The sequence below is a fragment of the Chryseobacterium sp. Marseille-Q8038 genome, assembly GCF_965111995.1.
The window spans coordinates 469146-493751 of the sequence record NZ_CBCOPN010000001.1 but is presented as its reverse complement, the minus strand read 5'-3'; the positions used below and the strand labels follow the sequence as shown (position 1 = coordinate 493751).

The window sequence follows — 24606 nt, the reverse complement described above, 5'->3', positions numbered from 1 at the left end:
AAAGCCTTGCAAAATTATTCACAAGGCTTTTCTACAAAAATTATTTTATTATTTCAATGCTGCAAGAGCGGCATCGTAATTAGGCTCGTTTGCTATTTCAGGAACCTGCTCAGTATAAATTACTTTGTTGTTTTCGTCTGTAACGATCACGGCACGGCTCAATAGACCTTTCATAGGAGAATCTGCGATTGTCACTTCGTAATCGTCTCCAAAGCTGCTTCTGAAATCTGAAAGTGTTTCCACATTATTCAAGCCTTCAGCGGCACAGAATCTTCCTAAAGCGAACGGAAGGTCTTTTGAAACATTGATGATTACTGTATTGTCAAGTTTTGAAGCCTCTTCATTGAATTTTCTGGAAGAAGCGGCACAAGTAGGCGTATCAATACTTGGGAAGATATTGAATACTTTTTTCTTTCCTGCAAAAGTTTCAAGCGTTTTTACCGCTAATCCTGAGTCTACCAATGCAAAATCTTTTACAGTGGTTCCTACTGATGGTAATGTTCCTATTGTGTGTACTTCGTTTCCTTTTAAAGTGATTGTCGTTGACATAATATTTATTTTTTTAGTTTTTCAAATTTAGTCAAAAAAGAAAATTTTCTCCGTTTTATTATGGTTAAATTAATCTTAAAGTGAAAATAAAACTCATTCGTCTGATCCTCAGTTTTCACATAGAATTACTTATATGCCGATGCTCTTAAAAAAACTAAGCTTGAGACGGCAAAAGTTCAATCGTTTAAAGTCTACCATTATTTTTAGAATTAATGACAGCACATCCGGAAGCAATACAATGAGACAGATATAAAATTAAAGACAGAAAAGCCTCTTTTTTTTATGGAAATATCCCAAATAAAACAATGATATTTACTAAATTTGTGGGACTTAAAATTTCAAATAAAAAATAACAGTATAATGTCAGAAAAATCAAAAATCTATTACACACTTACTGATGAAGCTCCAATGCTGGCTACTCACTCGTTTTTACCTATCGTAAAAGCTTTCACAAAATCAGCAGATATCGAAATCGCAGTTCCGGATATTTCTTTGGCAGGAAGAATTTTAGCCAACTTCCCTGAGTTTTTAAAAGACGAACAGAAAATTGGTGATGCGTTGGCAGAACTAGGAGAATTGGCAACACAACCTGATGCTAATATCATTAAGTTACCTAACATTTCGGCTTCTGTACCTCAACTGGATGCAGCAATTGCTGAACTACAAGGGAAAGGTTTTGCCGTTCCAAATTATCCTGCAGAGCCTAAAAATGATGAAGAAAAAGCCATCAAAGCTAAATATGCTAAAGTATTAGGAAGTGCTGTAAACCCTGTATTAAGAGAAGGAAACTCTGACAGACGTGCTCCAAAAGCTGTTAAAAACTATGCAAAGGCAAACCCTCACAGAATGGGCGACTGGGCATCTGACAGCAAAACTGACGTAGCTCACATGAACAATGGTGATTTCTACGGTACAGAAACTTCTACAACATTAGAAAACGCTACAAAATACAGAATCGTATTCAAAGGAAATGACGGTTCTGAATCTGTATTAAAAGATTTCGCAGGTCTTCAGGCTGGTGAAGTAATTGATTCTTCTGTAATGAACTTAAATGCATTAAGAGTATTTGTTCAGGAGGCAATTGAGGAGGCTAAGAAAAGAAATGTACTTCTTTCTGCTCACCTTAAAGCGACAATGATGAAAATCTCTGACCCAATCATTTTCGGGGCTATCGTGGAGACTTTCTTCAAAGAAGTATTTACTAAATATGCTGAGACTTTCAAGTCTTTAGATATCAATCCAAACAACGGTCTTGCTGATCTTTTTGACAAAATCAAAGGAAATGCTCAGGAAGCTGACATCAAAGCTGATATTGAAAAAGCTTTAGCTGAAGGACCTAGAGTGGCAATGGTAAATTCTGACAAAGGAATTACTAACTTCCACGTACCTTCTGATATTATCGTTGACGCATCTATGGCTGCTCTTGTAAGAGGCGGAGGTAAAATGTGGAACAAAGAAGGAAATGAGGAAGATACCGTTTGTATCATTCCAGACCGTTCTTATGCAGGTTTCTACCAGTCTGTAATTGATGATATGAAAGCGCACGGAAAATTAGACCCTACAACAATGGGATCTGTTCCAAACGTAGGTTTAATGGCTCAGAAAGCCGAAGAATATGGTTCTCACGACAAAACTTTCCAGTTAGCAGCTGACGGAACTGTAGAAGTTCAGGATGAAGCTGGAAACGTTCTTCTTTCTCAGAAAGTAGAAAAAGATGATATCTTCAGAATGTGTCAGACTAAAGATGCTCCTATCCAGGACTGGGTAAAACTAGCGGTAAACAGATCAAGATTATCTGATACGCCTGCTATCTTCTGGTTAGATAAAGGAAGAGCTCACGACAGAGAGATCATCAAAAAGGTAGAAAAATATCTTGCTGATCACGATACAGCAGGTCTTGACATCAGAATCCTTGATGTAAAAGATGCTATGACTGAAACATTGAAGAGAGCAAGAGAAGGTAAAGACACCATCTCTGTTTCAGGAAACGTATTGAGAGATTACTTAACAGACCTTTTCCCAATTCTTGAGCTTGGTACTTCTGCAAAAATGCTTTCTATCGTTCCATTAATGAATGGTGGTGGTTTATTTGAAACAGGTGCCGGAGGTTCTGCTCCAAAACACGTTGAGCAATTCCTGGAAGAAGGATACCTAAGATGGGATTCTCTAGGTGAATTCTTAGCACTCCAGGCTTCTTTAGAGCACTTGGCACAGACTCAGGGAAATACAAAATCTCAGGTTTTAGCTGATGCATTGGATGAAGCAAATGCTAAGTTCTTGGCAACAGATAAATCTCCTGCAAGAAAAGTAGGCCAGATTGACAACAGAGGTTCTCACTTCTATTTGGCAATGTATTGGGCTGAAGCACTGGCTAACCAGACAGCTGATGCTGAATTAGCGGCTCAGTTTGCTCCGGTTGCACAGGCAATGCAGGAAAATGAAGAAGTAATCAATGCTGAATTAATTGGTGCTCAGGGTAAACCTCAGAATATTGAAGGATACTACAAAACTGATACGTATAAAACGTATGCAGCTATGAGACCTAGCACAGTTTTAAATGAAATCATTGACGGAATCTAATTTTCGTTCTGATATACCATTAAAAGCTCCTTTTTTAAAGGGGCTTTTTTTATTCCTAACTACTCTGTCAAAAATATACCGATAAGACCACCCCGTCAAAAATTCAAAGAATTTTTGACACCCCTCCGGAGGAGGGGAATATTGAGCACGTACTTATTAATTAAGGTAAACATCGGCAACTCCCTAATCCCTAATCCCTAATCCCTAATCCCTAATCCCTACAACCTACTACCTAACATCTGCTACCTCTCACTACCTATCCTCCACAATCACTCTCCTATGCTCTCTCCCCCAGTTGATCATTTCCTGAATGATATTTCCGAAGGTGCGGCAATATTCTGTGGGCTCATATTCTATCAGAACAGGCGTTTCCGGGTAAACGGTGCGTTTTACCAGCTTATTCAGTTCCATATCTTTCAGTTCTTTTGAAAGCATTCTGGTGGTAATTCCGGGAATACTGCGTTCAATTTCCCTGAACCGTCTGTTTCCGTTACAAAGTGAATTGATCACAGGAATTCGCCATTTCCCTCCGATAAAATAAAGGGTATCCTGTAAGGCTCTAAGTTCTTCGTTTTGATCTCTTTCCATAGTTGCAAAGTTAAGTGATATCACCAATGATACTGGTATACTCTGTGATACTGATTACAAAAGTATACCATTTTGAAATAATTTTGTCAAAAATTTTACAATGAAAAAATTCAGTAATAAAGTAGCTCTTGTAACAGGAGGAAACAGCGGAATCGGATTTGCTGCAGCAAAAGAACTTATTTCAGAAGGAGCAACGGTTCTCATCACCGGAAGACGGAAAGAAGCTGTAGAAAAAGCGGCTCAGGAACTTGGAGCCATTCCATTCATTGCAGATCAGGCCAACCTTGATGATATTGATCTGCTGAAAAGAGAAGTAGAGAAACAGTTTGGGAAAATAGACATTCTGTTTATCAACGCAGGCATTACCGGAAGTCTGACTCCTATTGAAAACATGGATGTCGAAAATTTTGATCAGGTAATGAATATTAATTTCAGAGGCGCTTATTTTACGTTAAGCAAATTCATTCCTTTATTGAATAACGGCGCTTCTGTCATATTCTTATCATCTATTGTGGCTTCTACTTATAAACCGAACAGTTCAGCGTATCAGGCAAGCAAAGCCGCATTGAATTCGATTGCAAAAACGGCAGCAGCAGAATTAGCACCGAGAAAAATCAGAGTGAATATGATAAGCCCCGGGCCTATAAAAACCGAGATCATGAGCAAAGCCGGTCTTGATGAAGAAACGTTAAAAAATATTCAAAATCATCTCGTTGATCAGATTCCATTGAAGAAAATGGGAGCAGTTGAAGAAGTTGCCAAACTGGTTACCTATTTGTCAGATGATCAGATTTCAAGTTATGTCACCGGAACCGAAATTGTGATAGACGGCGGTATTACTTTATAAACTATAGATTAGATTTATCAAATCCCGGTAACACAATGACCGGGATTTTTCTTGTGTATTTTTCGGAGCCCAAAATTCCTCATTCACCTTTTGATTTGTCCGGATCAGCCTGTTTTCCGTTTCACAGGATGTGCTGTCCACCTACTTTTGAACCAGAAAATAAAAACAATACTCATTATGGATACCGTAAAGAAAAAAAGAAATCCCATTGCCATAGTATTTCTGGCTATATTAGGAATCTTCGGAGGATTGCAACTATTCAGCAAACCTTTGGAGGGGAAACCGGTTACTGGAAAAATTGAAGCACCAAGGGAAGTGATCAGTATTCTTGAAAACTCATGCTTTAGCTGCCATTCCAATCAGCAAAATTTAAGTTGGTATGATAAAATTGCTCCCGTTTCCTGGGCTGTCAATAAAGACATCAAAAGAGCCAGAGAAGTTCTGAACTTTTCAGAATGGGAAAAACTCTCTCCTGCTGAGCATAAGGGAAATATGTATGCCATTCTCAATATGATGCAGAGCGGGAAAATGCCTCTTCATGAATATACCCTTCTTCACCCTTCGGCTAAAATCACTCAAAAAGATATTGAAACCATTAAAAAATATACCCTTTCATTATCCTCAGTAAGTCCATCGGCTCAAAAAAGTACTGAAACCCCTCAAACCTCATCCATTGTACCCATGCCGGCATCAACAAAATTTCCGGTTTCTCCCAATGGAGTTCAATACACTCCTGATTTTAAAAACTGGAAAGTGATCAGTATGAGTACACTCTTTGACCATTCTATCCGTGTCATTTATGGAAATGATATTGCTGTAAAAGCTGTGGAAACAGAAAATTTTCACCCATGGCCTGACGGAAGTATTGTCGTAAAATCTGTATGGATGCAACAGGAAATGTCTGATGGAGAAATCAGACCCGGAAAATTTGTCAATGCACAGTTTATGGTAAAAGATTCCAGACAGTATAAAGATACTGAGGGTTGGGGATTTGCAAAATTCTCCGGAAATGATCTCCATCCAACCGGAAAGACAGCTTCTTTCGCTAAAGAATCCTGTATTGCCTGCCACAGACAATTAGCAGAACAAACAGGCTATCTTTTTGATGTTCCGATGAAAGTAAATACCCAAAGATTAATCCAAAATTTACAGAAAAAATGAAAAATACAATCCTTATTTTACTGGTAAGCCTTATTTCACTTACCGCCTGCAGCAAAGAAAATAGTGATACAAATAATGGATTTTCAAGGGTTGTTTTTGACCCGGGAAATTTAAAATTCATTTCCAATTCTTTAAATCCTAAGAAAGAAACAATGTCTGCTTTATACGGAAATGAAAAAGCACTGGAATCTTTATCAAAGGAAACTCAGAAACCGGAAGCGGGTACCGTTATGAAACTGGTTACCTGGAAATATCATGAAAATCCTCAATATATTGGCGGAACAATCACCGGAGAATTATTAAGTATTGAAACTGTTCAGGCTGATCATCTTGGAAATATTTCTTATGAAATTAAAAACGATCCGGCAAAAAGTACTTCTCCCGATAAAGAAGGAAGAATACAGTATTTTATGAGCTACCGACCAGTCATCAGACCTTAATAAAAGTAACCATAGGGTAATTTTTTGTGAATCCTGAATTTTGCCTTTTAATAATGATTGTACTCTGTAAATGGATAAAAGTTTACGTTTCACTATTTATCATAATATTTTCAAGAAAAAGCATTAATTTAACCCTTTCAAATCAGCAGATTTCATGCAACAGCAAAAAATAAAAATCTCACAGGCCATTATCTGGATAAGCTCTATTTTTCTGGGCATTTTATCTTCTGTACCTCAGCTTGCATCCCATCAGTTCAACTGGAAAGAAGCCGTTGTCAACTCCGGAATTACGGCTGCATTTTCTGTCATCATGTGGTACATCAATATTTACATGCTGAACCGCACAAAAAAACGAAGACAGCATATTTCCTATTCAAGATTGATGGTGATCCTGGGTTTTGGGATGGTGATTATGTTTGGGCTGGCCTGGATTCAGCAGCTGATTCTTTCCCACATTAATTTCGGGCCGGTGATGCTGATGATTGAAGTAAGAGGAATTTTAATCAATCTGGTATGCTATATGTTCCTGAATCTTCTTCAGAACAATTATACAGGACAACAGGTGCAGCTGGAACTGGAAAAAGTAAAAAGTGACAATCTTGGAGCTCAGTATGAACTTTTAAAACAGCAAATCAATCCTCATTTTCTCTTCAACAGCCTGAATACGTTAAAACTGATGGCAGAAACCCGTGATGAAGAAACAGTGGACTTTATTGTGAAGCTTTCCGATTTTTACAGATTTACCCTCGAAAGCCGAAAATTAGACCTGATCAGTGTTCAGGAAGAAATGAAAATAGTAAATGCTTATCTTTTTCTTCAGAAAGCACGTTTTGGTGACGGCATTATGTTTACCAATGAACTTGGAAAAGAAACCGGCTCTACTCTTATTCCTCCTTTTACGCTTCAGCTTCTGGTGGAAAATTGTATCAAGCATAATATTGTTTCACAAAGTAAACCTTTACATATTAAAATCTATACTGCTGACGGTAATATTGTGATTGAAAATCCGATACAGCGAAAAGTAAATACAGAAGATTCTTTAGGGGTTGGACTTGACAATATTAAAATGCGTTACAAACACTTGCTGGAAAAGGATATTACTATTCATTCAGACGAAAAAACATTTCAGATAAAACTACCATTAATCCATGAATATAATCATTATTGAAGACGAATTCAGGGCAGCAAAATCCCTTCAGAATTTAATTTCAGAGTTAAAACCGGACTCAAAGATACTGGGTGTTTACGACAGTATTGAAGCAAGTATTGAAGGCTTAAAGGAGATCAAACCCGATCTTATTTTTATGGATATCCATCTTTCGGACGGACTTTCATTTGAAATTTTCAAATCGGTGGACATCACCTGTCCTGTAGTTTTTTGTACCGCTTTTGACCAGTACATGCTGGATGCCTTTAAAAGCAAGGGAGTGGATTATGTTTTAAAACCATTTTCCAGGGAAGATATTGCTGAAGCTTTGAGAAAAGTTGATGAACTGAAAAAATTCTTCCAGAAGAATGATCTTCCTGATCTGGAATTGCTGATACAAAAAATCAACCAGCCTGCTCCTACCGGTAAGAGTAGTTTTCTGGTTTTTAAAAATCAAAAATACACTACAGTTCTTACTGAAGATATTGCGTATTTTTATATCCATAATGAGATCACTCATCTTGTTACATTTGCAAAAGAACAGTTTCCCCTCACCCAGCCTTTGGGACAAGTGGCGGAACAGGTCTCTGGCAAACAATTTTTCAGAGTCAACAGGCAGTATATTATTAATTTTAAAGCAATTAAGGAGATGGAACATTATTTTCAGCGCAAAATATTGGTAAAACTCACCATTGAAACACCTGAAAAGCTTCTTATTAATAAAGAAAAGACCCACAGTTTCTTTACTTGGCTGGAGGATAGGTGAAGCTAGAAGCTGGGTGCTGGAAGTACTTGAAAGTACTATGATCTATAAAAGTCTTATTTAAATACATTATACCCCTGATTGAGATGATCAGGGTTTTCTTTTGCTTTAATTTTTTAAGCTTCATTGCTCATATTTTTACTATCAAAAAATATAAACATCAATTCCTCTTTGCACTCCAAAAACTTCCAACCTCCCACTTCCAGCTTCCAGCCTTAAAATCCTTCCCCTCAAAATTTCCGAATTCACCCTCTGATTTGTCCGGTTAACCCTTTTTTCCATTTTTCTGCCTTTCCAGAGTATCTACTTTTGAATCAAATTAAAAGACATGATACTAAAAAACTTAATCACAGTAAGTGCTTTCACCACATTATTATTTGCTACGTCAGCATTTATTTATCAAAATAAAGATCAAAAGACAACATTACAGCAAGCTTCAGAAAACAATGGTTTCGCTGTTTTGGAACTCTTTACTTCGGAAGGGTGTTCAAGCTGTCCTCCGGCAGATGAACTTATGGGAAAAATTCAAAAAGAATATAAGGATGAACCTGTTTACCTTCTCTCCTACCATGTGGATTACTGGAACCGCCTTGGATGGAAGGATAGATTCAGTACCTCCGAAAACTCCCAGAGACAGCAGCAATACAGCCGTATCTTACATTCACAGGTGTATACGCCACAGATGGTAGTCAACGGACAAAAGGAATTTGTAGGTTCTGATGAGGGCAATATCAAAAATGCTATTCAGGAAGCTTTATTTGCCGCTAAAAAAACAAATGTAGAATTATCTGCAAATATTTCTCAAAATAAAATTGATGTGCAGTATAAAACTTCTTCCCTTGATTCTCAGAGTATGCTTCTGGTTAATCTGGTTGAAAAACATTCTTCCACTCAGGTAGGAAAAGGTGAAAATGAAGGGCGTCATCTGCATCACTGGCAAATCGTACACCAGCAAAACCAGATCTCACTGAATAAGCAACAGGGAGGAACAACAACATTCAAACTTCCGGAAGGTTTTTCACCACAGAACTGGGAAGTTATAGCCTTTATTCAGAATGTTAAAACCGGAAAAATCTCAGGATCAGCAAAAACAACTTTTCAATAATTTTTTACATCATCAACAATTAAAATTACTACAACAATGAAAACAAAAACAACAAAAATCATCTATTGGGCAGGAGCTATTTTTATGTCACTTTGGTTTGGAGCCAGTGGTTTCTTTGAACTTACAAAAAATCCGGTTGTATGGGACATTACCCAACAGCTTGGCTATCCTCCTCATTTTATTTATATATTGGGTGTTTTTAAAATTGCAGGCGTTCTTGTCCTTCTCCTTCCCAATAGATTGTTAAGACTGAAAGAATGGGTATTTGCAGGAATGTTCTTTGATATTCTCTTTGCTTTCTTTTCAAAAATAGCGGTACTTGGTTTTCCGTCTACAATAGATGCTATAGTCGCTTTTTCTGTCCTCACAATGACTTATCTGATGTTCAGAAAACTATATTCTCCTGAATTGATATTCGGAGAGGCTTAATGATAATAAACTCTAATCTTTTCTTATGTTAAAACAGATCCTCTCGTTGCCCGGGAGGATTTGTTGTGTAAAGGTAATAATCAATAAGTTTTGGCTAAAGCCGAATGAATAATATTTATTAAAAAAGCGGACTAAAGTACACTTCTATTGATTGGATTATTGGTATGCTTGATTATTCTGTTTAGTTAACCACCCCGTCAAAAATTCTTTGAATTTTTGCCACCCCTCCGGAGGATGGGAATGTGACCACTTAATTACTATTAATTAAGATAACTTATTTCTGTTTCTCCCTAATCCCTAATCCCTAATCCCTATTACCTATTACCTAATTCATAAAACTTTCCGGGAACCATTCAAATGCGCCGGATTTTGTTTTTGTAAATCCTAGTCCAGGCCAAGGTAAATGACTGGCAAATGCTCTGGTCTTAGTTTCTGCCAAGTGCTGAAGATTTTTTCTTCTTGAAGTGGTTGCAATATCGAGATCAGTGTCTCCGGAAAATCCCCAATCAGGATGTGGAAAAAGAATGATATCAGAATGGATAAGGTCAGCAATATACAATAGCTTTTCATTCCCCGAAGATATTGCGGTAATAGTTAAACCTGGGGTATGACCGGGAGCCAGCTGAAAACTGAAATACTTATACAGCGGATTCTCAAAATCATAGAACTTCAATTTAGTCCGAATGGTCTTTAATATGTTTTGAAGAGCAGGAATAATCTGATTGAGGACTTCAGGGTGATTTTTCAAAGCACTGTTATTAAAATCTTTAAGGGAAGCTTTCATCCAGAAATCATGTTCAATTTTTGAAATGAAAATATTGGCATTCGGAAAAACCAGATTCTGTTTTTTATCGATAACGCCTCCAATATGATCAGGGTGTGCGTGAGAAATAAAAATATCGGTGATGTCTTTTGGAGAGAACCCTGCTTTTTGAAGGCTTTTTAGTAAAAATCCGGTTCTTTCATCAGCAAAATTCCCCATTCCGGCATCCATCATAATAAGCTTATCCTTTGTTTTAATCAATAGGATATTCATTGCCAGATCAATATAATGATCCGGTCTGAAATGATCTGTAAGAATTGATTTCAGTTCCGAAACATTGGCTCTCGGAGCAAAGGTGTTCACATTTTCTTCACGGATATACCCATCGGTAAGTACAAATAACTCAAGTTCTCCAAGCTTTAATTTTTTAAAACCGGAAAGATCATCTTCAGTTTTTTCAGTAACGGATTTGTTTTCTGCCATTAAACCGGAAAAAGGGATCATACTTAATGTTCCCGCTAATAATCCGTTCTTTAATAATTCTCTTCTGTTCATAGCTTAGCTCTGTTCATTTTAACTATCAAAACAAAAAACTGAGCTCCTTTCATGATCGGGAACTCAGTTTTTGTGTCATAGTCTTTTAGTTATTGACCAATTTCATTGAACCTTCGGTATATCTTTCCCCTACATTCGGGTATTTTTTCAGAATAGCATCAATGGTATCCAGATCTGATTGGGAAAGCTCTATATTGACGGCGGCAATATTTTCTTCCAGATATTTAATTCGCTTAGTGCCTGGAATTGGGATAATATCGTCTCCCTGGTTCAATACCCAAGCTAATGCGAGCTGAGTTCCTTTCACGCCTTTGGAAGCGGCAAGCTCATTAATTTCGTTAGCCAGTTTGGTATTATTTTCAAGATATTCCTGCTGATAACGTGGTAATGATTTTCTGAAATCGTCATCACCAAGGTTCTGCACATCGTAAATATTGGTAAAAAGTCCTCTCGCCAACGGTGAGTAAGGAACTAAAGAAATTCCCAGCTCTCTGATGGTTGGTAAAATCTCTTTTTCAACATCTTTGGTCAAAATAGAATATTCTGATTGTAAAGCTGCGATCGGGTGAATTTTGTTGGCTTTTCTGATAGACTCTGCCGAAGCTTCAGATAATCCGATATATTTCACTTTTCCTGCTTTCACCAGCTCAGCCATTGCTCCTACGGTTTCTTCTACCGGAATATTCGGGTCTACTCTGTGGGCATAGTAAAGGTCAATAGTATCGATCTTTAATCTTTGAAGGCTTAAATCTACTGCCTGTCTGATCCATTCCGGAGAACCATCAAAATAAGTTCCGGGAGCTCCACTGTGGCTGGCTTTTCCATCTTTAAACCTGAATCCAAATTTGGTTGCAATAAAAATCTTATCTCTGTTTGGGACTAAAACTTTAGAGATCAGTTTTTCATTTTCCCCATTGGCATACATATCTGCTGTATCCCAGAAATTAACGCCTAAATCTAATGCCCTGTGCAGGGTATTGATACTTTCCTGCTCATCGGTAGGACCATAAGCAAAACTCATTCCCATGCATCCTAGTCCGACTGCTGATAACTGTTCTTCTGTGTTTCCTAATTTTTTAAATTTCATGATAGGTATGATTTAATTTTACAAGACAAAATTAGAACAAGTAACGGCCAACCACGATATAGAATTCAAACTAAGAATTATAAAATTCAAACAACATCCATTCTTAAGGCATTAGGAGTAATTCCGGTTTGTTTTTTAAAGTAATTGGTAAAATAGGCGGGTTCTTCGAAACCTAATCCATACGCGATCTCAGAAATATTCCAGTCTGTATGTTTCAATAAAGCATTGGCTTCCTGAATAATCCTTCCGGTAATCTGCTGACTGGTTGTTTTCCCTGTAATCTCTTTTACGGAACGATTTAAAGAATTCACATGAATGGAAAGACTCTGAGCATAATCATTAGGCGTTTTTAATTTTAAAAAGGCTTCAGGACTGTCGATAGGAAACTGTCTTTCCAGGAGCTCCATGAATAAAGAAGCCACTCTTTGTGAAGCATTCTGATAAGGTTCAAAGCTGTCTGCCGGCTGCATCCTCATTGTTTCATGAATCATCAGGTGAAGATAAGCTCTCAGCATATCATATTTATGAATATAATCCGACTGGATTTCTGTCATCATTTTCGTATACATCTCAGAAAGTATTTTCTGCTGTTCTTCATTGACAAAGAAAACCGGAGTTCCTCCAATCTTAAAAAGCGGAGAATCCTGAAGATTTCCCATACGGCTTCCATTATGCAGAAACTGGTCTGTAAACAGGCAAAACCAGCCTTTCTGATCTTCATCATCAGCTTCCCAGGAATAAGGAATAATAGGGTTTGAAAACAATAAGGCAGGACGGTCTACTTTAATCCATTTATCGGCATAATGAAGCTTTCCTTTTCCTATGATCAGTGAAATTTTATAATAATCTCTTCTGCTGTAAGGGGTAAGAGGAGAACAGTATTCTCTTGAAAAGACATTAAAATGTCCCATCTTATTCACCCCAATACACTGTGATGCAAGATTGGGAGCGTTTCTTTCATAAAAACCTTTGAGTGACTCGTGTGATTCCATAGATCAAAGTTATAAAAATCAAACAAATTAAATCACAATAATAAATAATCCTTGGATTGAAAAAATAAAATGGCTGACAAAAACATGCCAGCCATTTAAAGTGATATAGAGTTGATAATGGGTTAATCCCAATCGTCATCATGTCCATGACCACGATGTTTATTTTGTTTTTTGTAGTATTTCTCCTGATTTTTATAATACTTTTCCTGTTGTTTACGGTATTTTTTATAATCGTTTTTACTTCTGCCGTAAACAATTACAGGATTCTGACCTCTATAATATTTCTTTTTAAAAATGATATACTTTTCTCTTCCCAGAATTCTTTCCAGCTCCGAATAACGGTCGTTTCTCCATCTTCCCGGCTCCACCACATAAACTCTGTTCCATGTATCATAATCATGGTATCTGTCATTCAGCACATAGATTTGATTGGCCTGCGTTGTTGAAAGCACAAGATCCGTAATTACTCTTTGCCAATTGATATCTGAGATACTCCTTCTGTAATCATTATAATAATCTGACTGGGCATAACTCAAACTGAATGACCCAACCAATAATGCTGTTAATATTAATTTTTTCATTTCACTCCACTTTAAAATTAAACATGAAGAGATAGTCAATTAAAGTGCCAATCCTTCATTACAAATGCTAATATTTGTTAAGAAAAACCACAAACAACTGATTATCTTTAAAATATTTTACACATTTTTCAGGAAATTATTACAGATTAGTCATATTAAAATTACACTCAGAAAACATTTAATTTTATTAAACAGAGATTTTTGATAAGCAAATAATAATCAGTAAGCTGGGATTAAATTTAGTCTTTTAAAGAGTAAGTACTCTAAGTTTGGGCTAAAGCCAATGGATATTTTTTAATGTCTGGCTGGGCTGAAGCCCACCCCTATTGAATTTTAACAACAACATCTTTTATCTTTTATCTTTTATCTTTTATCTTTTATCTTTTATCTTTTATCTTTTATCTTTTATCTTTTATCTTTTTACATTTATGTTATAAAATTCGTTAAGATTCCTGAAAACTATTATTTCATATGATTTAATTTCGTAATTTTAATGAAGAGAATGTTTTTAAGAAGAGCTTCTCAAATTATTTTTAATCATCCAAATCTTACATTATTATGGAAAATATAAAGTTTCAGGTATCTCAATATCAGGATGAGTTGCAGCTACTTATAGATGGGAAAAAGGCAGGCTATATGTCCATAGAGGTTGATGGAAGACTGCTTATCGTATATTACACGAAACTTGAAGAAGAGCGTGAGGGAAAAGGATATGCCAAATTATTACTGGATGAGCTGGTACGCTACGCAGAAGAGAAGGATTTGCTTGTAGATCCGGAATGTGATTTTGTAAGACAGCAGTTTGAAAATCACCCTGCAAGATATAAAGAAATCTGGCATGCCTGATCAGCTTTCCCACCATGGTGGAAATTGTTGTTCTGACTGATTCAGATCTACTACCTCGCCGATCATCGGAGTGAGGATATTCAGTTTTTTTTCTTTTCCAAGAGCCGTTATCTTTTGAAAAGGTTCATTCCATGGATGAAGTGCCAATGCAAATTTTGCCGCATGCACCGGAATAATACGTTCTGCTTTAAGATCCGTTCCAGCCTGAATAACATCCTCCGGCAATGTATGGATATACCTCCACGCCTCTCCATACTGCCCGTTCTCAAGAATAGCATAATCAAAAGGTCCATATTGCTCACCAATTGTTTTAAAATGAGAATCATAGCCACTGTCTCCTCCTAAGAAAATTCTTTTTGTAGGCGTTATCAGAACATAGGAACTCCAAAGTGTATCATTCTGCCTTACCCTTCTACCGGAAAAGTGTCTGGCAGGAGTAAAAACAATTTTTACATCATTTTTCAAAACAACTTCTGTTCCCCATTCTTCTTCGATAAGTTTGTTTTCAGCATAGCCCCATCTTTCCAAATGTGCACCTACTCCCAAAGGTATAATGGCCATTTCCGTCCTTCCTTCAATAGATTTTACAGTGGGGTAATCCAAATGATCAAAATGATCGTGGGTTATTACCAGATAGTCGAGATTGGGGATGTCTTCGGGTTGAAAGATCTCTGAGCCTTTAAATGCTTTATTAAAGTATTTGAAAGGTGAACCATACAGACTCAAGACGGGATCAATTAAAAAAGAGACACCATCGGTCTGCAGATAATAGGAGGAATGTCCCAGCCAGACAAAAACATCTTGATTCTTATCAATACTTTTTAAATCAGTATGAAGCGATGGAATAGTTTTCAAAGGTTTCAACAGCGGATCTTTCTTTCCTAAAAAGAAATCATATGTCACTTTCCACATTTTGTAGCCTTCTGTAATGGAAGGGGTATGGTTTATATTCTGAAACTGTCTCTTTTTATAAAGTTTCGAATTCCTGATGCGTTTCAGCCTGTTTCCTTTGGGTACTCCGCCAAACGCTTTCATATTAATCACGATAAAAAAGGTAACTGTCAAAACAGCTACAGTCGTAATAATCCAATAAATCATCTGTATAAAATAAACTTCAAATGTATTGACTTTTACTTTTACATGAAAACATATTCCATTTTACTGCATTTTTTAACTAAATTTATCATGTATTTTAAAAAATTTATTATGCTTTTAGGTCATCATTAATTTTAAACTTTCTATTTTAGCACCTTAAAAAAACTCAGATACATTGAAAAATTATTCGGTAATATTTCTTCTCGCTATCCTTTCGTCATGTGCCTCTATAAAAAAACATAACGAACAGCGGGCTTCATGTATTCCACCGGAGCAACTTAAGGAGGATGTAGATTTTGCCTATTCAAAATTACAGCAAATGCACCCTCAACTATACTGGTATATTCCTAAGAAGGAATTGGAATATAAATTTGACAGTCTTAAACAGACGATCACCGAACCTCTTACTCCTCTACAGTTTTATTTTAAGCTCCAGCCTGTCATTGCTGGAATTCGCGAAGGCCATCTTTCATTAAGAATTCCCAGAAAGAAATTTACCAAAACAGAAATCAAAAGACTGGAACATCAGAAAGGGATGTTCAGCCGTTTTGAATATTACATTTCTGGAGACAGGATGTATATCATTCAAAACAGAGATTCTATTGAGCATATACAACCGGGAACTGAGATTTTATCTATCAACAATGTTCCTGTATCTGATTATATAAAGAAGTACAGAGGCCTGATCAGCAGTGATGGTGACAATACCACTTTCCAGCCGTATTTTTTAAAAGACCTGTTCTTTAATTTCTATACTGCCGAAAATGGATTTGGGACTAAAGCTACTCTTGAAACCCTTTACGAGGGAGAAAAGCGAACATATACCTTAACCCGAGAAACGAAATCCGATTCTGATCTTGAAAAGGATAAGGAAATGCAGAAAAAAACTCCGGAAAAGAAACTGAATGACTATGTAGCTTCTAGTAATTCATATAACAGGAGTTTCAGATTTCTGGATAAAGACAGTACCATTGCTTATATCAAGGTGAAAAGCTTTTCAAGAGATTATTCGGATGAATTTTATAAAAAAACTTTTGCCAAGATCAGTCATGCAAAGTCTTCCTACCTTATCATAGATGTCCGAAATAACTATGGTGGATCATTGTATGAAATCAATAATCTGTATTCTTATCTGGCCGATGAACCATTTACCCTGATCAAACCGTCTCAGCTAACTTCCAGGAATGTTCCTCTGCGTACAAATTATTTCAGAAAAAGTACTCCCTTAGAATATGCTCTTAAAAGCATTGCCTATCCGAGCTACTTTTTTGCACAGACTTTCAGTACGTATAAAAAGGATGGAAAAGTATTCTACAAGATGAAGGCTGACAAACCTACAAAACCCAAAAAGGAATCTTTTCACGGAAAAGTTTTTGTATTGATCAACGGAGGAAGCTTCTCCGCATCTTCTATTATTACCGCTAAGCTTAAAAACGACAAAAGAGCAACGCTGGTAGGAGAAGAAACCGGAGGTGCCAATGACGGAACTGTTGCAGGTTTTTATTCGTATCAGAAACTTCCGAATTCTGAAATAAGATTCCCTATCGGATTACTTTTAGTACAGCCTAATATTAATTTTTCAGACTCACGGAAAGGGGTTGTCCCTGATGTAACTATTACTGAAAATATGCAGGATATTCTTGATAAAAAAGATCCTCAGCTGGATTGGATAAAAAAGGAAATAGCAAAAGAAAAGCAAAATAAAGGACAATAAGTATAGAGTTTCGGCGGGCTTTCAGCCCGCCGAAATTTTTTTTATCTTTTCAACTCTTCCAGAAGATTTTCAATATGCTGAATGTATCTTCCGTAATAGCGGTGAAACCAGAATTTCCCAGCCAGATACAGTAAAAACAATCCTACAATCACCGATCCGATTAAAATGACTGCAATCTTCAGTTCACTCAATGGTTTTGGCCAGGGAATAAATTCCAGGACAATAAGGATTTCACACACCAGAAATGGGGCAAAACTGATGTAGTATGAGAGATAATACTGTTTATTAAGGTTCAGCTGCATCACCAGATCTTTCAGAGAATCATAGGTTTTGGGTGCAGGATTACTGATTTCATTATACAATGTAAAGAACTTACTGAAAAAGAAAACGGTGACAATAAGCATGGATGCAATCAAAACCGTTATGTACAATTGAAGTTTGAATGGTCTGCATACAGAACACACCAGAAAGGCGAAAACAAAGATTCCTATTACCCACCAGAATTCCACACGCATGTTCTTACGTATTTTTTCAAGGGGAAGATTCAGTTTATTTCTTTGCTCTATACTGATTTCAGGAGTTTCTTCCACAATATCTTCATTCCAGGTATTTTTCAATTCATCTATATTCATAGGATTACTGATTTTAATGTTTGTTGGTTTTTATTTGGCTTAAGATATCTTTAAGTTTATTTTTTGCCCGGTTCATTTTCACTCTTGCATTACCTTCAGAAATACCCATCTGCTCTGCAATCTGCTTTCCTGAAAAGTCTTCGAGATAATAGAATATAAAGGCTTTATCAATGGGATTGAGCTGATGAATAGCTTTATACATTTCTGTCAGTCTTTCTTCTTTATGGTAATCATAATCTTCCTGAACAATGATTTGATTAGAAAAATCTTCACGGGCAATAAAGCTTCTTCTCTTTTCTGTTTTAAGGAAAATAATCGCTGTATTCAAAGAGATTCTGTACAGCCATGTAGAAAATTCACTTTCCCCTCTGAAACCGGGAAATGCTTTCCAGAGCTGATAGGTAATCTCCTGAAAAAGATCATCACGATCATCCTTTTCAGTCATGTACATTTTAGAAATCTTAAATAGGATTCCTTTATGCTGTTCAATTTTACGTATAAACTCTTGTTCTAATGAGGTCATAGCTTGTTACTCTATAGAGTTAGTTTTCATTTAAAAAAATTGTTACAGATTTTCACAAAAGAAATAAAAAAACCTGACAGAAAAATACTGTCAGGTCTCATTTTGTGTGTTTTTTAAACTTTTTCACTATTTTCTCTGAATAGCATGACTCGAAATAATTTTTGTTGGATTTTATCTTTAAAAGCCTACCAGGCCAATATTTTATTGATTTGAACAGTTAGTAGAAAAAAGGTAAAAATGTTACATATAATAAAACCCTGATATAAAAAATATCAAGGTTTTGTATCAATATTCAGTTCTGATTTATTTAAAATCTAAGAAATCATCTTTTTCAATATAGTAATTCAGCGCAGTGATAAGCTGAGAAGAAGACACCTCAGCATACTGCCTGAAGGCAAGATCCACCACATCCTGAATATTCTCATCAGAACACATATACTTAAGTTTATTATGATATACAAAATCAGGTAAGATTTCGTTATCGTTTCCTCCTATATCCAAAGGATCTCCGATAAAAACTTTCATTTCCGGTTCAAATTCATCTTTTGAAGAATAGACCGCATAATTGTATTCCGGATCATAAGACTCCTTCCTGTCCTGCTTACGCTTCACAAGCTCCAGAAATTCTTCTATACAATACATCTGATTTTTAATCTCATCCATCTGATATTTTTTAACAACTCAACTTTTTAAAGATAGAAAATTTATAGAAGATAAAGCATTTCTAATTCAGTTTATTTAAAGCTCTCTGTAATGATCCGATATCAAGGAAATTAAGTTTTGCCCCCACGATTATGATGATCAAAAGAACAATTGTCAAAAATAAAATGATAAAAATATACATCGATACAAACCATAAGACCGTATTCAGGATGTTCCCTTTGATCCCCATCTTATTGATAAAAAATTTCTGTGAGCGTTCAAACCATGTTTTTCTCCTTTCCTTTTTAGGAGTTACTTCTATTCCATTAAGTTCATCTACCAACCGTACCACATCATCAATATATCTTCCATACATATAGTAGATCCAGTATCTGATAATAAAAGCAATCAACAGAAGAGTGATCAGAACGCTGATCCCGAAGATCGCCAGATTATATTCCATATCAAAATGGAAATTAATTTTAATCAGAGACAAAAGAAATCCAAGAGGGATATAAGAAATATAATAGGAAATATAAATCTCTTTTGAGATAAGAAGCTGGGTTTTAAGGCTGAACAGATCATAATTGGTATTGATACTGTTCTTCTGAAGCATCTTGTATAATTTCAGAAAGCGGGAATAAAAATAGATGATAATAGCAACCGTCAGAACAGTGACAAATGCTGATATAGTTCTAATATTAGAATCTGCAGATGCAAACGGAAAATTGGTCAGAAGTAAAGGCAGTGTAACAATCATCAGCCAAAACTCTGTCTGCATATTCACTTTCAGCATTTCTAACGGAGAATGTATTTCTCTCTGTTTTTCCAGAGAAATTTCAGGAGATTCCTTTCCTGTATCTTTATCCCAAAGTTCTTTAAAGTTTTCTAAATCCATTGTGTTATCTTTTAATGGGAATCGGCATCTTGCCCACTAATAATCTCTTTCAGTTTTTCTTTAGCTCTTTTCAGCTTTACCCGTGTATTCACTTCGGTAATTCCCAGCTGAAGAGCAATCTCTTTTCCCGAAAACCCTTCTAAAAAGAAAAAGATAAGGGCTTTATCTATGGGGCTCAACTGATGGATGGCTTCATACATCCGCTTCATATTCACATCATCCGTATCATTATAAGGTTCCTGCCGGGCACTCATCCCATCTACATTCTGATTCTGTATAAAACTACGTTTTTTTTCACTTCGCAGGAAAACAATTGCTGTGTTAAGCGCAGTTCTGTAAAGCCATGTAGAGAAATCACTTCTCTTTTGAAAATCAGCGTATGATTTCCAGGCCTGGTAAATGATCTCCTGATAGAGGTCATTCTGATCGTCCTTATTATCCATATACATTTTAGAGATCTTGAAAACAACCCCTTTGTGTTTTTCAATTTTCTCTAAAAATTCTTTTTCCGGTGAAGACATGATTTACCCACTGATCCTTAGATGATATTTCTAAAAACATCACCTTATTATAACACAAAACTCTAATTTCCGGCATTAAGTTAAAAAAATCCCCAATAAAGTAAGATATTTATTGAGGATTTTTATTTTATGTTAAATCAATTGCAATCAGAAAATATAATCGGTACTTAAAAAGTTAGAATCATGTTCTCTGACAATAGTATTCAGTAACTCTTTGTTAGAATCTGTAAGTTTTGCCGCTACCAAAGATCTGATAGAGAACGAACGAAGTGCATCAAAAACAGAAAGTGTTCCTTCCGCACTGTCTTTTCTTCCGGTAAAAGGAAAAACATCCGGACCTCGCTGTGCCTGACAGTTGATGTTGACACGGCTTACAAGATTAACAAACGGATCAATCAGTCTTGCTACTTCATGGGGATCTTCACTGAAAATACTCACCTGCATCCCATGGGAAGCATTCACCTGATAGTCTATAGGTTCTTCTATATCATCAAAGGGAACAACAGGAATCACAGGGCCAAACTGCTCCTCATGATACAGTTTCATATCACTGTTTACGGGATATACTACTGCCGGAAAAACAAAAGATTCATCTGTATAACCTCCATCTTTATTCAGAACTGCAGCTCCTTTTTGTAAAGCATCATCAATACATTCTTTTAAATATGAAGGTTTGTTCACTTCCGGAAGTGGTGTTACTTTGACGTCTTTTTCCCACGGCAGCCCAGCCTTCAACGCAGAAACGGCGGCAGTTAATTTCTCAGTAAATTCCAAGGCCACTTCTTTCTGAACAAATATTAGCTTTAATGCCGTACAACGCTGTCCATTGAAAGAAAGCGCTCCTAAAATGCACTCGCTCACCGCTACATCCAGATTAGCATTTTTGGTCACGATAGCTGCATTTTTCGCATCCAAACTTAAAATAGCTCTTAAACGGTTCACTTTCGGATGGAGTTTTTTCAGTCCGTTAGCCACTTTACTTGAACCGATAAAAGCCAAAACGTTCACTTTTCCGCTTTCCATGATCGGTGTGATAATTTCTGATCCTTTTCCGTATAAGGTGTTCACCGTTCCTTTCGGGAATGCTTCTTTGAAAGCATTTAATAAAGGATAATGAGCCAATACTCCATGTTTTGGAAGTTTAAAAAGAATGGTATTTCCCATGATCAGAGCCGGAATCAATGTGGTAAAAATTTCATTCAGAGGATAATTAAATGGTCCCATACTTAAAACCACTCCAAGAGGTGCTCTTCTGATCTGTGCGATAGTCCCTTCAGCCTGTTGAAAACGGGATGATTCCCTGTCGAGATCTTTTAGTGCATCAATGGTCTGATTGATATAATCTACAGTACGGTCAAATTCCTTGGTAGAATCTGCCAGCGTTTTTCCGATCTCCCACATCAGCAGCTTAATGATCAAATCTCTCTGCTGAATCATCAGGTATACGAATTTCTGCATGCATTTGATACGTCCTTCCACAGACATTGTCGGCCATTCGCCAAGTCCATTATCATAGGCTTTTACACAGGCTTCAAGAACTTCCATAGCCTCGTTTGGACCAATATTCGGAATACTTCCAAGAAGCTTTCTTTCCAATCCGTTTTCTGTGGGGATGCATACCGGAGAATAGATTTCGGTAACATCGCCGTTCCACTCTACCAGTTCGCCATTCAAAAGATAAGTTCTCTGATGAATGACCGGAACTTTATATTCTTCCGGAATTTCGTTTTCTGCTTTAAAAATGTGATGAAATGATGCTGTATTTTCTGAACTCATAAATCTTTCTATTTTTTTTATGTGATAAGATTGAAATTGTCTCAAAATTTAAATAATTTGACTCATGTCATTCTGACGAAGGAAGAATCTTTATTGATTTTTATATGAGATTCTTCATTACATTTTATTTCATTCAGAATGACACCTTGAAACTACTACATTTTATAATATAAAGGTAGAGGTAAAATATTTTGTAAAAAATAATCTGACAATAGATTCGATCTATTTGAATTAAAATTAATCTTAGCTCCTGAAAAAAGAATAATTTAGCTAAAAATAAAATTTCATGTTTTCAAAATTAGTTTGCGGTACACTGCTATTCTTTTCTGCAGTGGGCTTTGCTCAAAAATCTAAAGCGATCAATACTGTTTTAATGGGAGGAAAGGAAGTTCATACCTACGCTAAATTGCCGGCTCTGAATAAGCCCGCTCCTAAATTTACCCTTACAGATGTCAATATGAATGATCAGACGCTGGATTCCTACAAAGGAAGGTATGTTATTCTGAATATCTTCCCAAGTGTAGATACCGGAGTATGCTCTGCATCTGTACATCATTTCAATGAAGAGGCTGGAAACCTTCCCAATACAGTAGTACTTTGTATTTCTAAAGATTTACCGTTTGCACAGAAAAGATTTTGTGGTGCTGAAGGGATTAAAAATGTGGTCATGCTTTCAGACTTCCGTTCAGATTTTGGATGGAACTATGGAGTGGAACTGGTAGATTCTGCGATGAAAGGACTTCTAAGCAGAGCTGTTGTGGTAATAGATCCTTCAGGAAAAGTCATTTATGAAGAGCAAGTGGCTGATATTTCACAAGAACCCAATTATGAAGCAGCTATTGCCGCTGTAAAATAGTAAGCTTTTGCTTTAAAATAATAGGCTCCGGCGATCTTCGATCGCCGGAGCCTCTGTTTATAATAACCTTCTGTATGCATCACAAAAGTACCCAAACGGGTAATTTCAATTTAATCCAATGCACTGTACTTTTAATCTATTAAAAAACACTTACTATGGCAACAACAGAATTTTCAAAAAAGTTATCAAACATTGCCTTAGGGCAATACAAAGAGTACAGAAATATGGATGAAGGGGATGCAAAATTAAGCGTACAGATCAAAAAATACTGGACGGATCTGAGTGAGACTTTTGAAAGCGTAGAAGTACCATGGTCTGCCGTATTTGTTTCCTGGTGTGTAAAAAAAGCGGGTGCTACCAAAACCGAGTTCCGGTTTGCAGTGTCCCACTCAAAATTTGTTCACTTTGCTATTCAGAATACAATAAGTAGCAAAGGAGTATTCCGGGCGAGAAAAATTACAGAATACCGACCTAAGATCGGCGATATTGTTCACAATAACAGAAGTGGCAACAAATTCGATTATGCGTATGCCCAAGCTCATAATTCTTATGAATCGCATTCTGCAATTGTAATAGAAACGGGAGAAGATGATGAGGGTCATTATCTTATTACCGTTGGCGGAAATGAGGGAGACTCTATCAGACAGAAAGAAGTAAGACTTGACCATAATGGTCTTATTATACAAAGATCTTCCAATCCTTTCATCTCCATCATTGAAAATTTAAAATAGACCATTAAAAACAAAAACCATGGAATTTAAAAATTTACCTTCAGGGATCAGCCAGCCTGCCGCCAATAAAATTGCAGAAGTCATCAGTACTTTTGAAAACGGAAAACGTTCCGGAGGCTATGATGCCTATGTCGCTTACAGAGATAAAAGATTAAACGATAATTACTACAGACAGATCACCTATGGAAGGTTTCAGACCACGGAGTTTGGAAATCTTAAAAAGCTGATCGAAATGTATATAGAAGCAAACGGGACTTATGCAGACTTTTTCAAAAGCTATGTCAATGAAATAGGTAAAATAGAAGGAGGTATTCCCGTATCCCTTTATCAGAATGAGGAATTTGTAGAAACGTTGAAAAAAGCAGGTCAAAACGACCCGATCATGCACACGGTACAGGAAGCTTTTTTTGATTTGAGATATTTCCAGCCAGCCTTAAACTGGTTCAAGTCAAATGGTTTCACTCTTCCCTTATCTCTGCTGGTCTTCTTTGACAGTTATATCCATAGTGGAAGCATCCGAGAATCTCTTCGTAAAAAGTTTCCGGAATATCCGCCCAATATGGGAGGTGATGAAAAACGATGGATCACCCAATACACTGCTGCAAGACATGCCTGGCTTTCTAATTATGAAACCAAAGAAGTAAGAGCGTCTGCCTACAGAACCCAAACTTTTAAGAACTTAATTGTTGATGACAACTGGAAACTTGAAAAGCCCTTTAAAACCCAGGGAGTTCAGTTTTAAAAATAAAATTAATAACCACAAAACCTGCTTATTGCAGGTTTTT

The 24606-nt window shown here is 36.5% G+C and carries 26 protein-coding genes; 13 read left to right on the top strand and 13 right to left on the bottom strand.

From position 1 onward, the window contains the following. Positions 1 to 48: 48 nt before the first annotated feature. Positions 49 to 549, bottom strand: a complete 501-nt coding sequence (gene tpx, locus ACWPWS_RS02210; RefSeq protein ID WP_209784000.1) for a thiol peroxidase — start codon at positions 547 to 549, stop codon at positions 49 to 51. Positions 550 to 909: 360 nt separating this feature from the next. Here tpx (ACWPWS_RS02210) and ACWPWS_RS02205 point away from each other — a divergent pair, with 360 nt between their 5' ends. After that, positions 910 to 3129 (top strand): NADP-dependent isocitrate dehydrogenase, encoded by a 2220-nt coding sequence (locus tag ACWPWS_RS02205; protein WP_454045348.1) that lies wholly within the window; start codon positions 910 to 912, stop codon positions 3127 to 3129. Positions 3130 to 3381: 252 nt separating this feature from the next. Here the strand turns inward: ACWPWS_RS02205 and ACWPWS_RS02200 are convergent, their stop codons facing one another. Next, positions 3382 to 3717 carry a winged helix-turn-helix transcriptional regulator gene (locus tag ACWPWS_RS02200; RefSeq protein ID WP_209783998.1) on the bottom strand — a complete coding sequence of 112 codons (336 nt, stop codon included), beginning with the start codon at positions 3715 to 3717 and terminating at the stop codon, positions 3382 to 3384. Positions 3718 to 3817: 100 nt separating this feature from the next. On the opposite strand from ACWPWS_RS02200, the gene ACWPWS_RS02195 reads away from it, so the two are divergent. From ACWPWS_RS02195 to ACWPWS_RS02165, 7 genes are all read left to right on the top strand, one after another. After that, positions 3818 to 4564 carry an SDR family oxidoreductase gene (locus ACWPWS_RS02195; RefSeq protein WP_454045347.1) on the top strand — a complete coding sequence of 249 codons (747 nt, stop codon included), beginning with the start codon at positions 3818 to 3820 and terminating at the stop codon, positions 4562 to 4564. Positions 4565 to 4741: 177 nt separating this feature from the next. After that, entirely contained in the window at positions 4742 to 5725 is a 984-nt protein-coding gene (locus ACWPWS_RS02190) for a heme-binding domain-containing protein (protein WP_454045346.1), read from the top strand. Continuing rightward, positions 5722 to 6165: a hypothetical protein gene (locus tag ACWPWS_RS02185; protein ID WP_454045345.1), complete on the top strand. Its 444-nt coding sequence runs from the start codon at positions 5722 to 5724 to the stop codon at positions 6163 to 6165. The genes ACWPWS_RS02190 and ACWPWS_RS02185 overlap by 4 nt, the downstream gene beginning before the upstream one ends. A gap of 154 nt (positions 6166 to 6319) precedes the next feature. Beyond that, positions 6320 to 7333: a sensor histidine kinase gene (locus ACWPWS_RS02180; RefSeq protein WP_209783995.1), complete on the top strand. Its 1014-nt coding sequence runs from the start codon at positions 6320 to 6322 to the stop codon at positions 7331 to 7333. Further along, complete coding sequence (locus ACWPWS_RS02175; RefSeq protein ID WP_454045344.1) at positions 7314 to 8078, top strand: LytR/AlgR family response regulator transcription factor; 765 nt, start codon at positions 7314 to 7316, stop codon at positions 8076 to 8078. The genes ACWPWS_RS02180 and ACWPWS_RS02175 overlap by 20 nt, the downstream gene beginning before the upstream one ends. Positions 8079 to 8403: 325 nt before the next feature. Further along, a complete protein-coding gene (locus ACWPWS_RS02170) occupies positions 8404 to 9180 on the top strand; it encodes a DUF1223 domain-containing protein (protein ID WP_454045343.1) in 777 nt (258 codons plus the stop codon). A 36-nt stretch (positions 9181 to 9216) separates the two neighbouring features. Next, the gene (locus ACWPWS_RS02165) at positions 9217 to 9609 is read left to right on the top strand and encodes a DoxX family protein (protein ID WP_079242171.1); all 393 of its coding nucleotides are present in this window, start codon (positions 9217 to 9219) and stop codon (positions 9607 to 9609) included. Positions 9610 to 9934: 325 nt separating this feature from the next. On the opposite strand, the gene ACWPWS_RS02160 is transcribed toward ACWPWS_RS02165, so the two are convergent. The 4 genes from ACWPWS_RS02160 to ACWPWS_RS02145 form a co-directional block, all read right to left on the bottom strand. Further along, a complete protein-coding gene (locus ACWPWS_RS02160; protein WP_454045342.1) occupies positions 9935 to 10927 on the bottom strand; it encodes an MBL fold metallo-hydrolase in 993 nt (330 codons plus the stop codon). An 85-nt stretch (positions 10928 to 11012) separates the two neighbouring features. Then, a complete protein-coding gene (locus ACWPWS_RS02155; protein ID WP_454045341.1) occupies positions 11013 to 12014 on the bottom strand; it encodes an aldo/keto reductase in 1002 nt (333 codons plus the stop codon). Positions 12015 to 12100: 86 nt separating this feature from the next. Then, positions 12101 to 13006, bottom strand: a complete 906-nt coding sequence (locus ACWPWS_RS02150) for a helix-turn-helix domain-containing protein (protein WP_209783990.1) — start codon at positions 13004 to 13006, stop codon at positions 12101 to 12103. A gap of 122 nt (positions 13007 to 13128) precedes the next feature. Continuing rightward, positions 13129 to 13587, bottom strand: coding sequence for a hypothetical protein (locus ACWPWS_RS02145; protein ID WP_454045340.1), 459 nt, complete (start codon positions 13585 to 13587; stop codon positions 13129 to 13131). Between the two features lie 558 nt (positions 13588 to 14145). Between ACWPWS_RS02145 and ACWPWS_RS02140 the strand changes: the two genes are divergently transcribed. After that, the gene (locus ACWPWS_RS02140; protein WP_105680615.1) at positions 14146 to 14433 is read left to right on the top strand and encodes a GNAT family N-acetyltransferase; all 288 of its coding nucleotides are present in this window, start codon (positions 14146 to 14148) and stop codon (positions 14431 to 14433) included. On the opposite strand, the gene ACWPWS_RS02135 is transcribed toward ACWPWS_RS02140, so the two are convergent. Beyond that, a complete protein-coding gene (locus ACWPWS_RS02135) occupies positions 14434 to 15531 on the bottom strand; it encodes an MBL fold metallo-hydrolase (protein WP_454045339.1) in 1098 nt (365 codons plus the stop codon). A 316-nt stretch (positions 15532 to 15847) separates the two neighbouring features. Between ACWPWS_RS02135 and ACWPWS_RS02130 the strand changes: the two genes are divergently transcribed. Next, positions 15848 to 17242 (top strand): S41 family peptidase, encoded by a 1395-nt coding sequence (locus ACWPWS_RS02130; RefSeq protein WP_454045338.1) that lies wholly within the window; start codon positions 15848 to 15850, stop codon positions 17240 to 17242. Between the two features lie 41 nt (positions 17243 to 17283). On the opposite strand, the gene ACWPWS_RS02125 is transcribed toward ACWPWS_RS02130, so the two are convergent. The 6 genes from ACWPWS_RS02125 to ACWPWS_RS02100 form a co-directional block, all read right to left on the bottom strand. Further along, positions 17284 to 17874 carry a hypothetical protein gene (locus tag ACWPWS_RS02125; RefSeq protein ID WP_209783987.1) on the bottom strand — a complete coding sequence of 197 codons (591 nt, stop codon included), beginning with the start codon at positions 17872 to 17874 and terminating at the stop codon, positions 17284 to 17286. Between the two features lie 13 nt (positions 17875 to 17887). Then, positions 17888 to 18397 carry an RNA polymerase sigma factor gene (locus ACWPWS_RS02120; protein WP_454045337.1) on the bottom strand — a complete coding sequence of 170 codons (510 nt, stop codon included), beginning with the start codon at positions 18395 to 18397 and terminating at the stop codon, positions 17888 to 17890. A 303-nt stretch (positions 18398 to 18700) separates the two neighbouring features. After that, positions 18701 to 19060, bottom strand: coding sequence for a DUF7716 domain-containing protein (locus ACWPWS_RS02115; RefSeq protein ID WP_105680620.1), 360 nt, complete (start codon positions 19058 to 19060; stop codon positions 18701 to 18703). Between the two features lie 61 nt (positions 19061 to 19121). Continuing rightward, on the bottom strand, positions 19122 to 19937 hold the full coding sequence (locus tag ACWPWS_RS02110; protein WP_454045336.1) for a hypothetical protein: 816 nt from the start codon (positions 19935 to 19937) through the stop codon (positions 19122 to 19124). Positions 19938 to 19948: 11 nt separating this feature from the next. Next, positions 19949 to 20458, bottom strand: coding sequence for an RNA polymerase sigma factor (locus ACWPWS_RS02105; RefSeq protein ID WP_309513511.1), 510 nt, complete (start codon positions 20456 to 20458; stop codon positions 19949 to 19951). A 147-nt stretch (positions 20459 to 20605) separates the two neighbouring features. Beyond that, the gene (locus tag ACWPWS_RS02100; protein WP_454045335.1) at positions 20606 to 22234 is read right to left on the bottom strand and encodes an NADP-dependent glyceraldehyde-3-phosphate dehydrogenase; all 1629 of its coding nucleotides are present in this window, start codon (positions 22232 to 22234) and stop codon (positions 20606 to 20608) included. A 286-nt stretch (positions 22235 to 22520) separates the two neighbouring features. On the opposite strand from ACWPWS_RS02100, the gene tpx (ACWPWS_RS02095) reads away from it, so the two are divergent. From tpx (ACWPWS_RS02095) to ACWPWS_RS02085, 3 genes are all read left to right on the top strand, one after another. Further along, complete coding sequence (gene tpx / locus ACWPWS_RS02095; RefSeq protein ID WP_185126794.1) at positions 22521 to 23090, top strand: thiol peroxidase; 570 nt, start codon at positions 22521 to 22523, stop codon at positions 23088 to 23090. 155 nt (positions 23091 to 23245) lie between these two features. Continuing rightward, positions 23246 to 23821 (top strand): DUF2272 domain-containing protein, encoded by a 576-nt coding sequence (locus ACWPWS_RS02090; RefSeq protein ID WP_454045334.1) that lies wholly within the window; start codon positions 23246 to 23248, stop codon positions 23819 to 23821. Between the two features lie 19 nt (positions 23822 to 23840). After that, entirely contained in the window at positions 23841 to 24563 is a 723-nt protein-coding gene (locus tag ACWPWS_RS02085) for a chitosanase (protein WP_454045333.1), read from the top strand. The last annotated feature ends 43 nt before the right edge of the window (positions 24564 to 24606 follow it).

Coding starts and splice junctions, on each gene's coding strand:
- tpx (WP_209784000.1), bottom strand. CDS start 549: ATGTCAACGACAATCACTTTAAAAGGAAACGAAGTACACACAATAGGA.
- ACWPWS_RS02205 (WP_454045348.1), top strand. CDS start 910: ATGTCAGAAAAATCAAAAATCTATTACACACTTACTGATGAAGCTCCA.
- ACWPWS_RS02200 (WP_209783998.1), bottom strand. CDS start 3,717: ATGGAAAGAGATCAAAACGAAGAACTTAGAGCCTTACAGGATACCCTT.
- ACWPWS_RS02195 (WP_454045347.1), top strand. CDS start 3,818: ATGAAAAAATTCAGTAATAAAGTAGCTCTTGTAACAGGAGGAAACAGC.
- ACWPWS_RS02190 (WP_454045346.1), top strand. CDS start 4,742: ATGGATACCGTAAAGAAAAAAAGAAATCCCATTGCCATAGTATTTCTG.
- ACWPWS_RS02185 (WP_454045345.1), top strand. CDS start 5,722: ATGAAAAATACAATCCTTATTTTACTGGTAAGCCTTATTTCACTTACC.
- ACWPWS_RS02180 (WP_209783995.1), top strand. CDS start 6,320: ATGCAACAGCAAAAAATAAAAATCTCACAGGCCATTATCTGGATAAGC.
- ACWPWS_RS02175 (WP_454045344.1), top strand. CDS start 7,314: ATGAATATAATCATTATTGAAGACGAATTCAGGGCAGCAAAATCCCTT.
- ACWPWS_RS02170 (WP_454045343.1), top strand. CDS start 8,404: ATGATACTAAAAAACTTAATCACAGTAAGTGCTTTCACCACATTATTA.
- ACWPWS_RS02165 (WP_079242171.1), top strand. CDS start 9,217: ATGAAAACAAAAACAACAAAAATCATCTATTGGGCAGGAGCTATTTTT.
- ACWPWS_RS02160 (WP_454045342.1), bottom strand. CDS start 10,927: ATGAACAGAAGAGAATTATTAAAGAACGGATTATTAGCGGGAACATTA.
- ACWPWS_RS02155 (WP_454045341.1), bottom strand. CDS start 12,014: ATGAAATTTAAAAAATTAGGAAACACAGAAGAACAGTTATCAGCAGTC.
- ACWPWS_RS02150 (WP_209783990.1), bottom strand. CDS start 13,006: ATGGAATCACACGAGTCACTCAAAGGTTTTTATGAAAGAAACGCTCCC.
- ACWPWS_RS02145 (WP_454045340.1), bottom strand. CDS start 13,587: ATGAAAAAATTAATATTAACAGCATTATTGGTTGGGTCATTCAGTTTG.
- ACWPWS_RS02140 (WP_105680615.1), top strand. CDS start 14,146: ATGGAAAATATAAAGTTTCAGGTATCTCAATATCAGGATGAGTTGCAG.
- ACWPWS_RS02135 (WP_454045339.1), bottom strand. CDS start 15,531: ATGATTTATTGGATTATTACGACTGTAGCTGTTTTGACAGTTACCTTT.
- ACWPWS_RS02130 (WP_454045338.1), top strand. CDS start 15,848: ATGCACCCTCAACTATACTGGTATATTCCTAAGAAGGAATTGGAATAT.
- ACWPWS_RS02125 (WP_209783987.1), bottom strand. CDS start 17,874: ATGAATATAGATGAATTGAAAAATACCTGGAATGAAGATATTGTGGAA.
- ACWPWS_RS02120 (WP_454045337.1), bottom strand. CDS start 18,397: ATGACCTCATTAGAACAAGAGTTTATACGTAAAATTGAACAGCATAAA.
- ACWPWS_RS02115 (WP_105680620.1), bottom strand. CDS start 19,060: ATGGATGAGATTAAAAATCAGATGTATTGTATAGAAGAATTTCTGGAG.
- ACWPWS_RS02110 (WP_454045336.1), bottom strand. CDS start 19,937: ATGGATTTAGAAAACTTTAAAGAACTTTGGGATAAAGATACAGGAAAG.
- ACWPWS_RS02105 (WP_309513511.1), bottom strand. CDS start 20,458: ATGTCTTCACCGGAAAAAGAATTTTTAGAGAAAATTGAAAAACACAAA.
- ACWPWS_RS02100 (WP_454045335.1), bottom strand. CDS start 22,234: ATGAGTTCAGAAAATACAGCATCATTTCATCACATTTTTAAAGCAGAA.
- tpx (WP_185126794.1), top strand. CDS start 22,521: ATGTTTTCAAAATTAGTTTGCGGTACACTGCTATTCTTTTCTGCAGTG.
- ACWPWS_RS02090 (WP_454045334.1), top strand. CDS start 23,246: ATGGCAACAACAGAATTTTCAAAAAAGTTATCAAACATTGCCTTAGGG.
- ACWPWS_RS02085 (WP_454045333.1), top strand. CDS start 23,841: ATGGAATTTAAAAATTTACCTTCAGGGATCAGCCAGCCTGCCGCCAAT.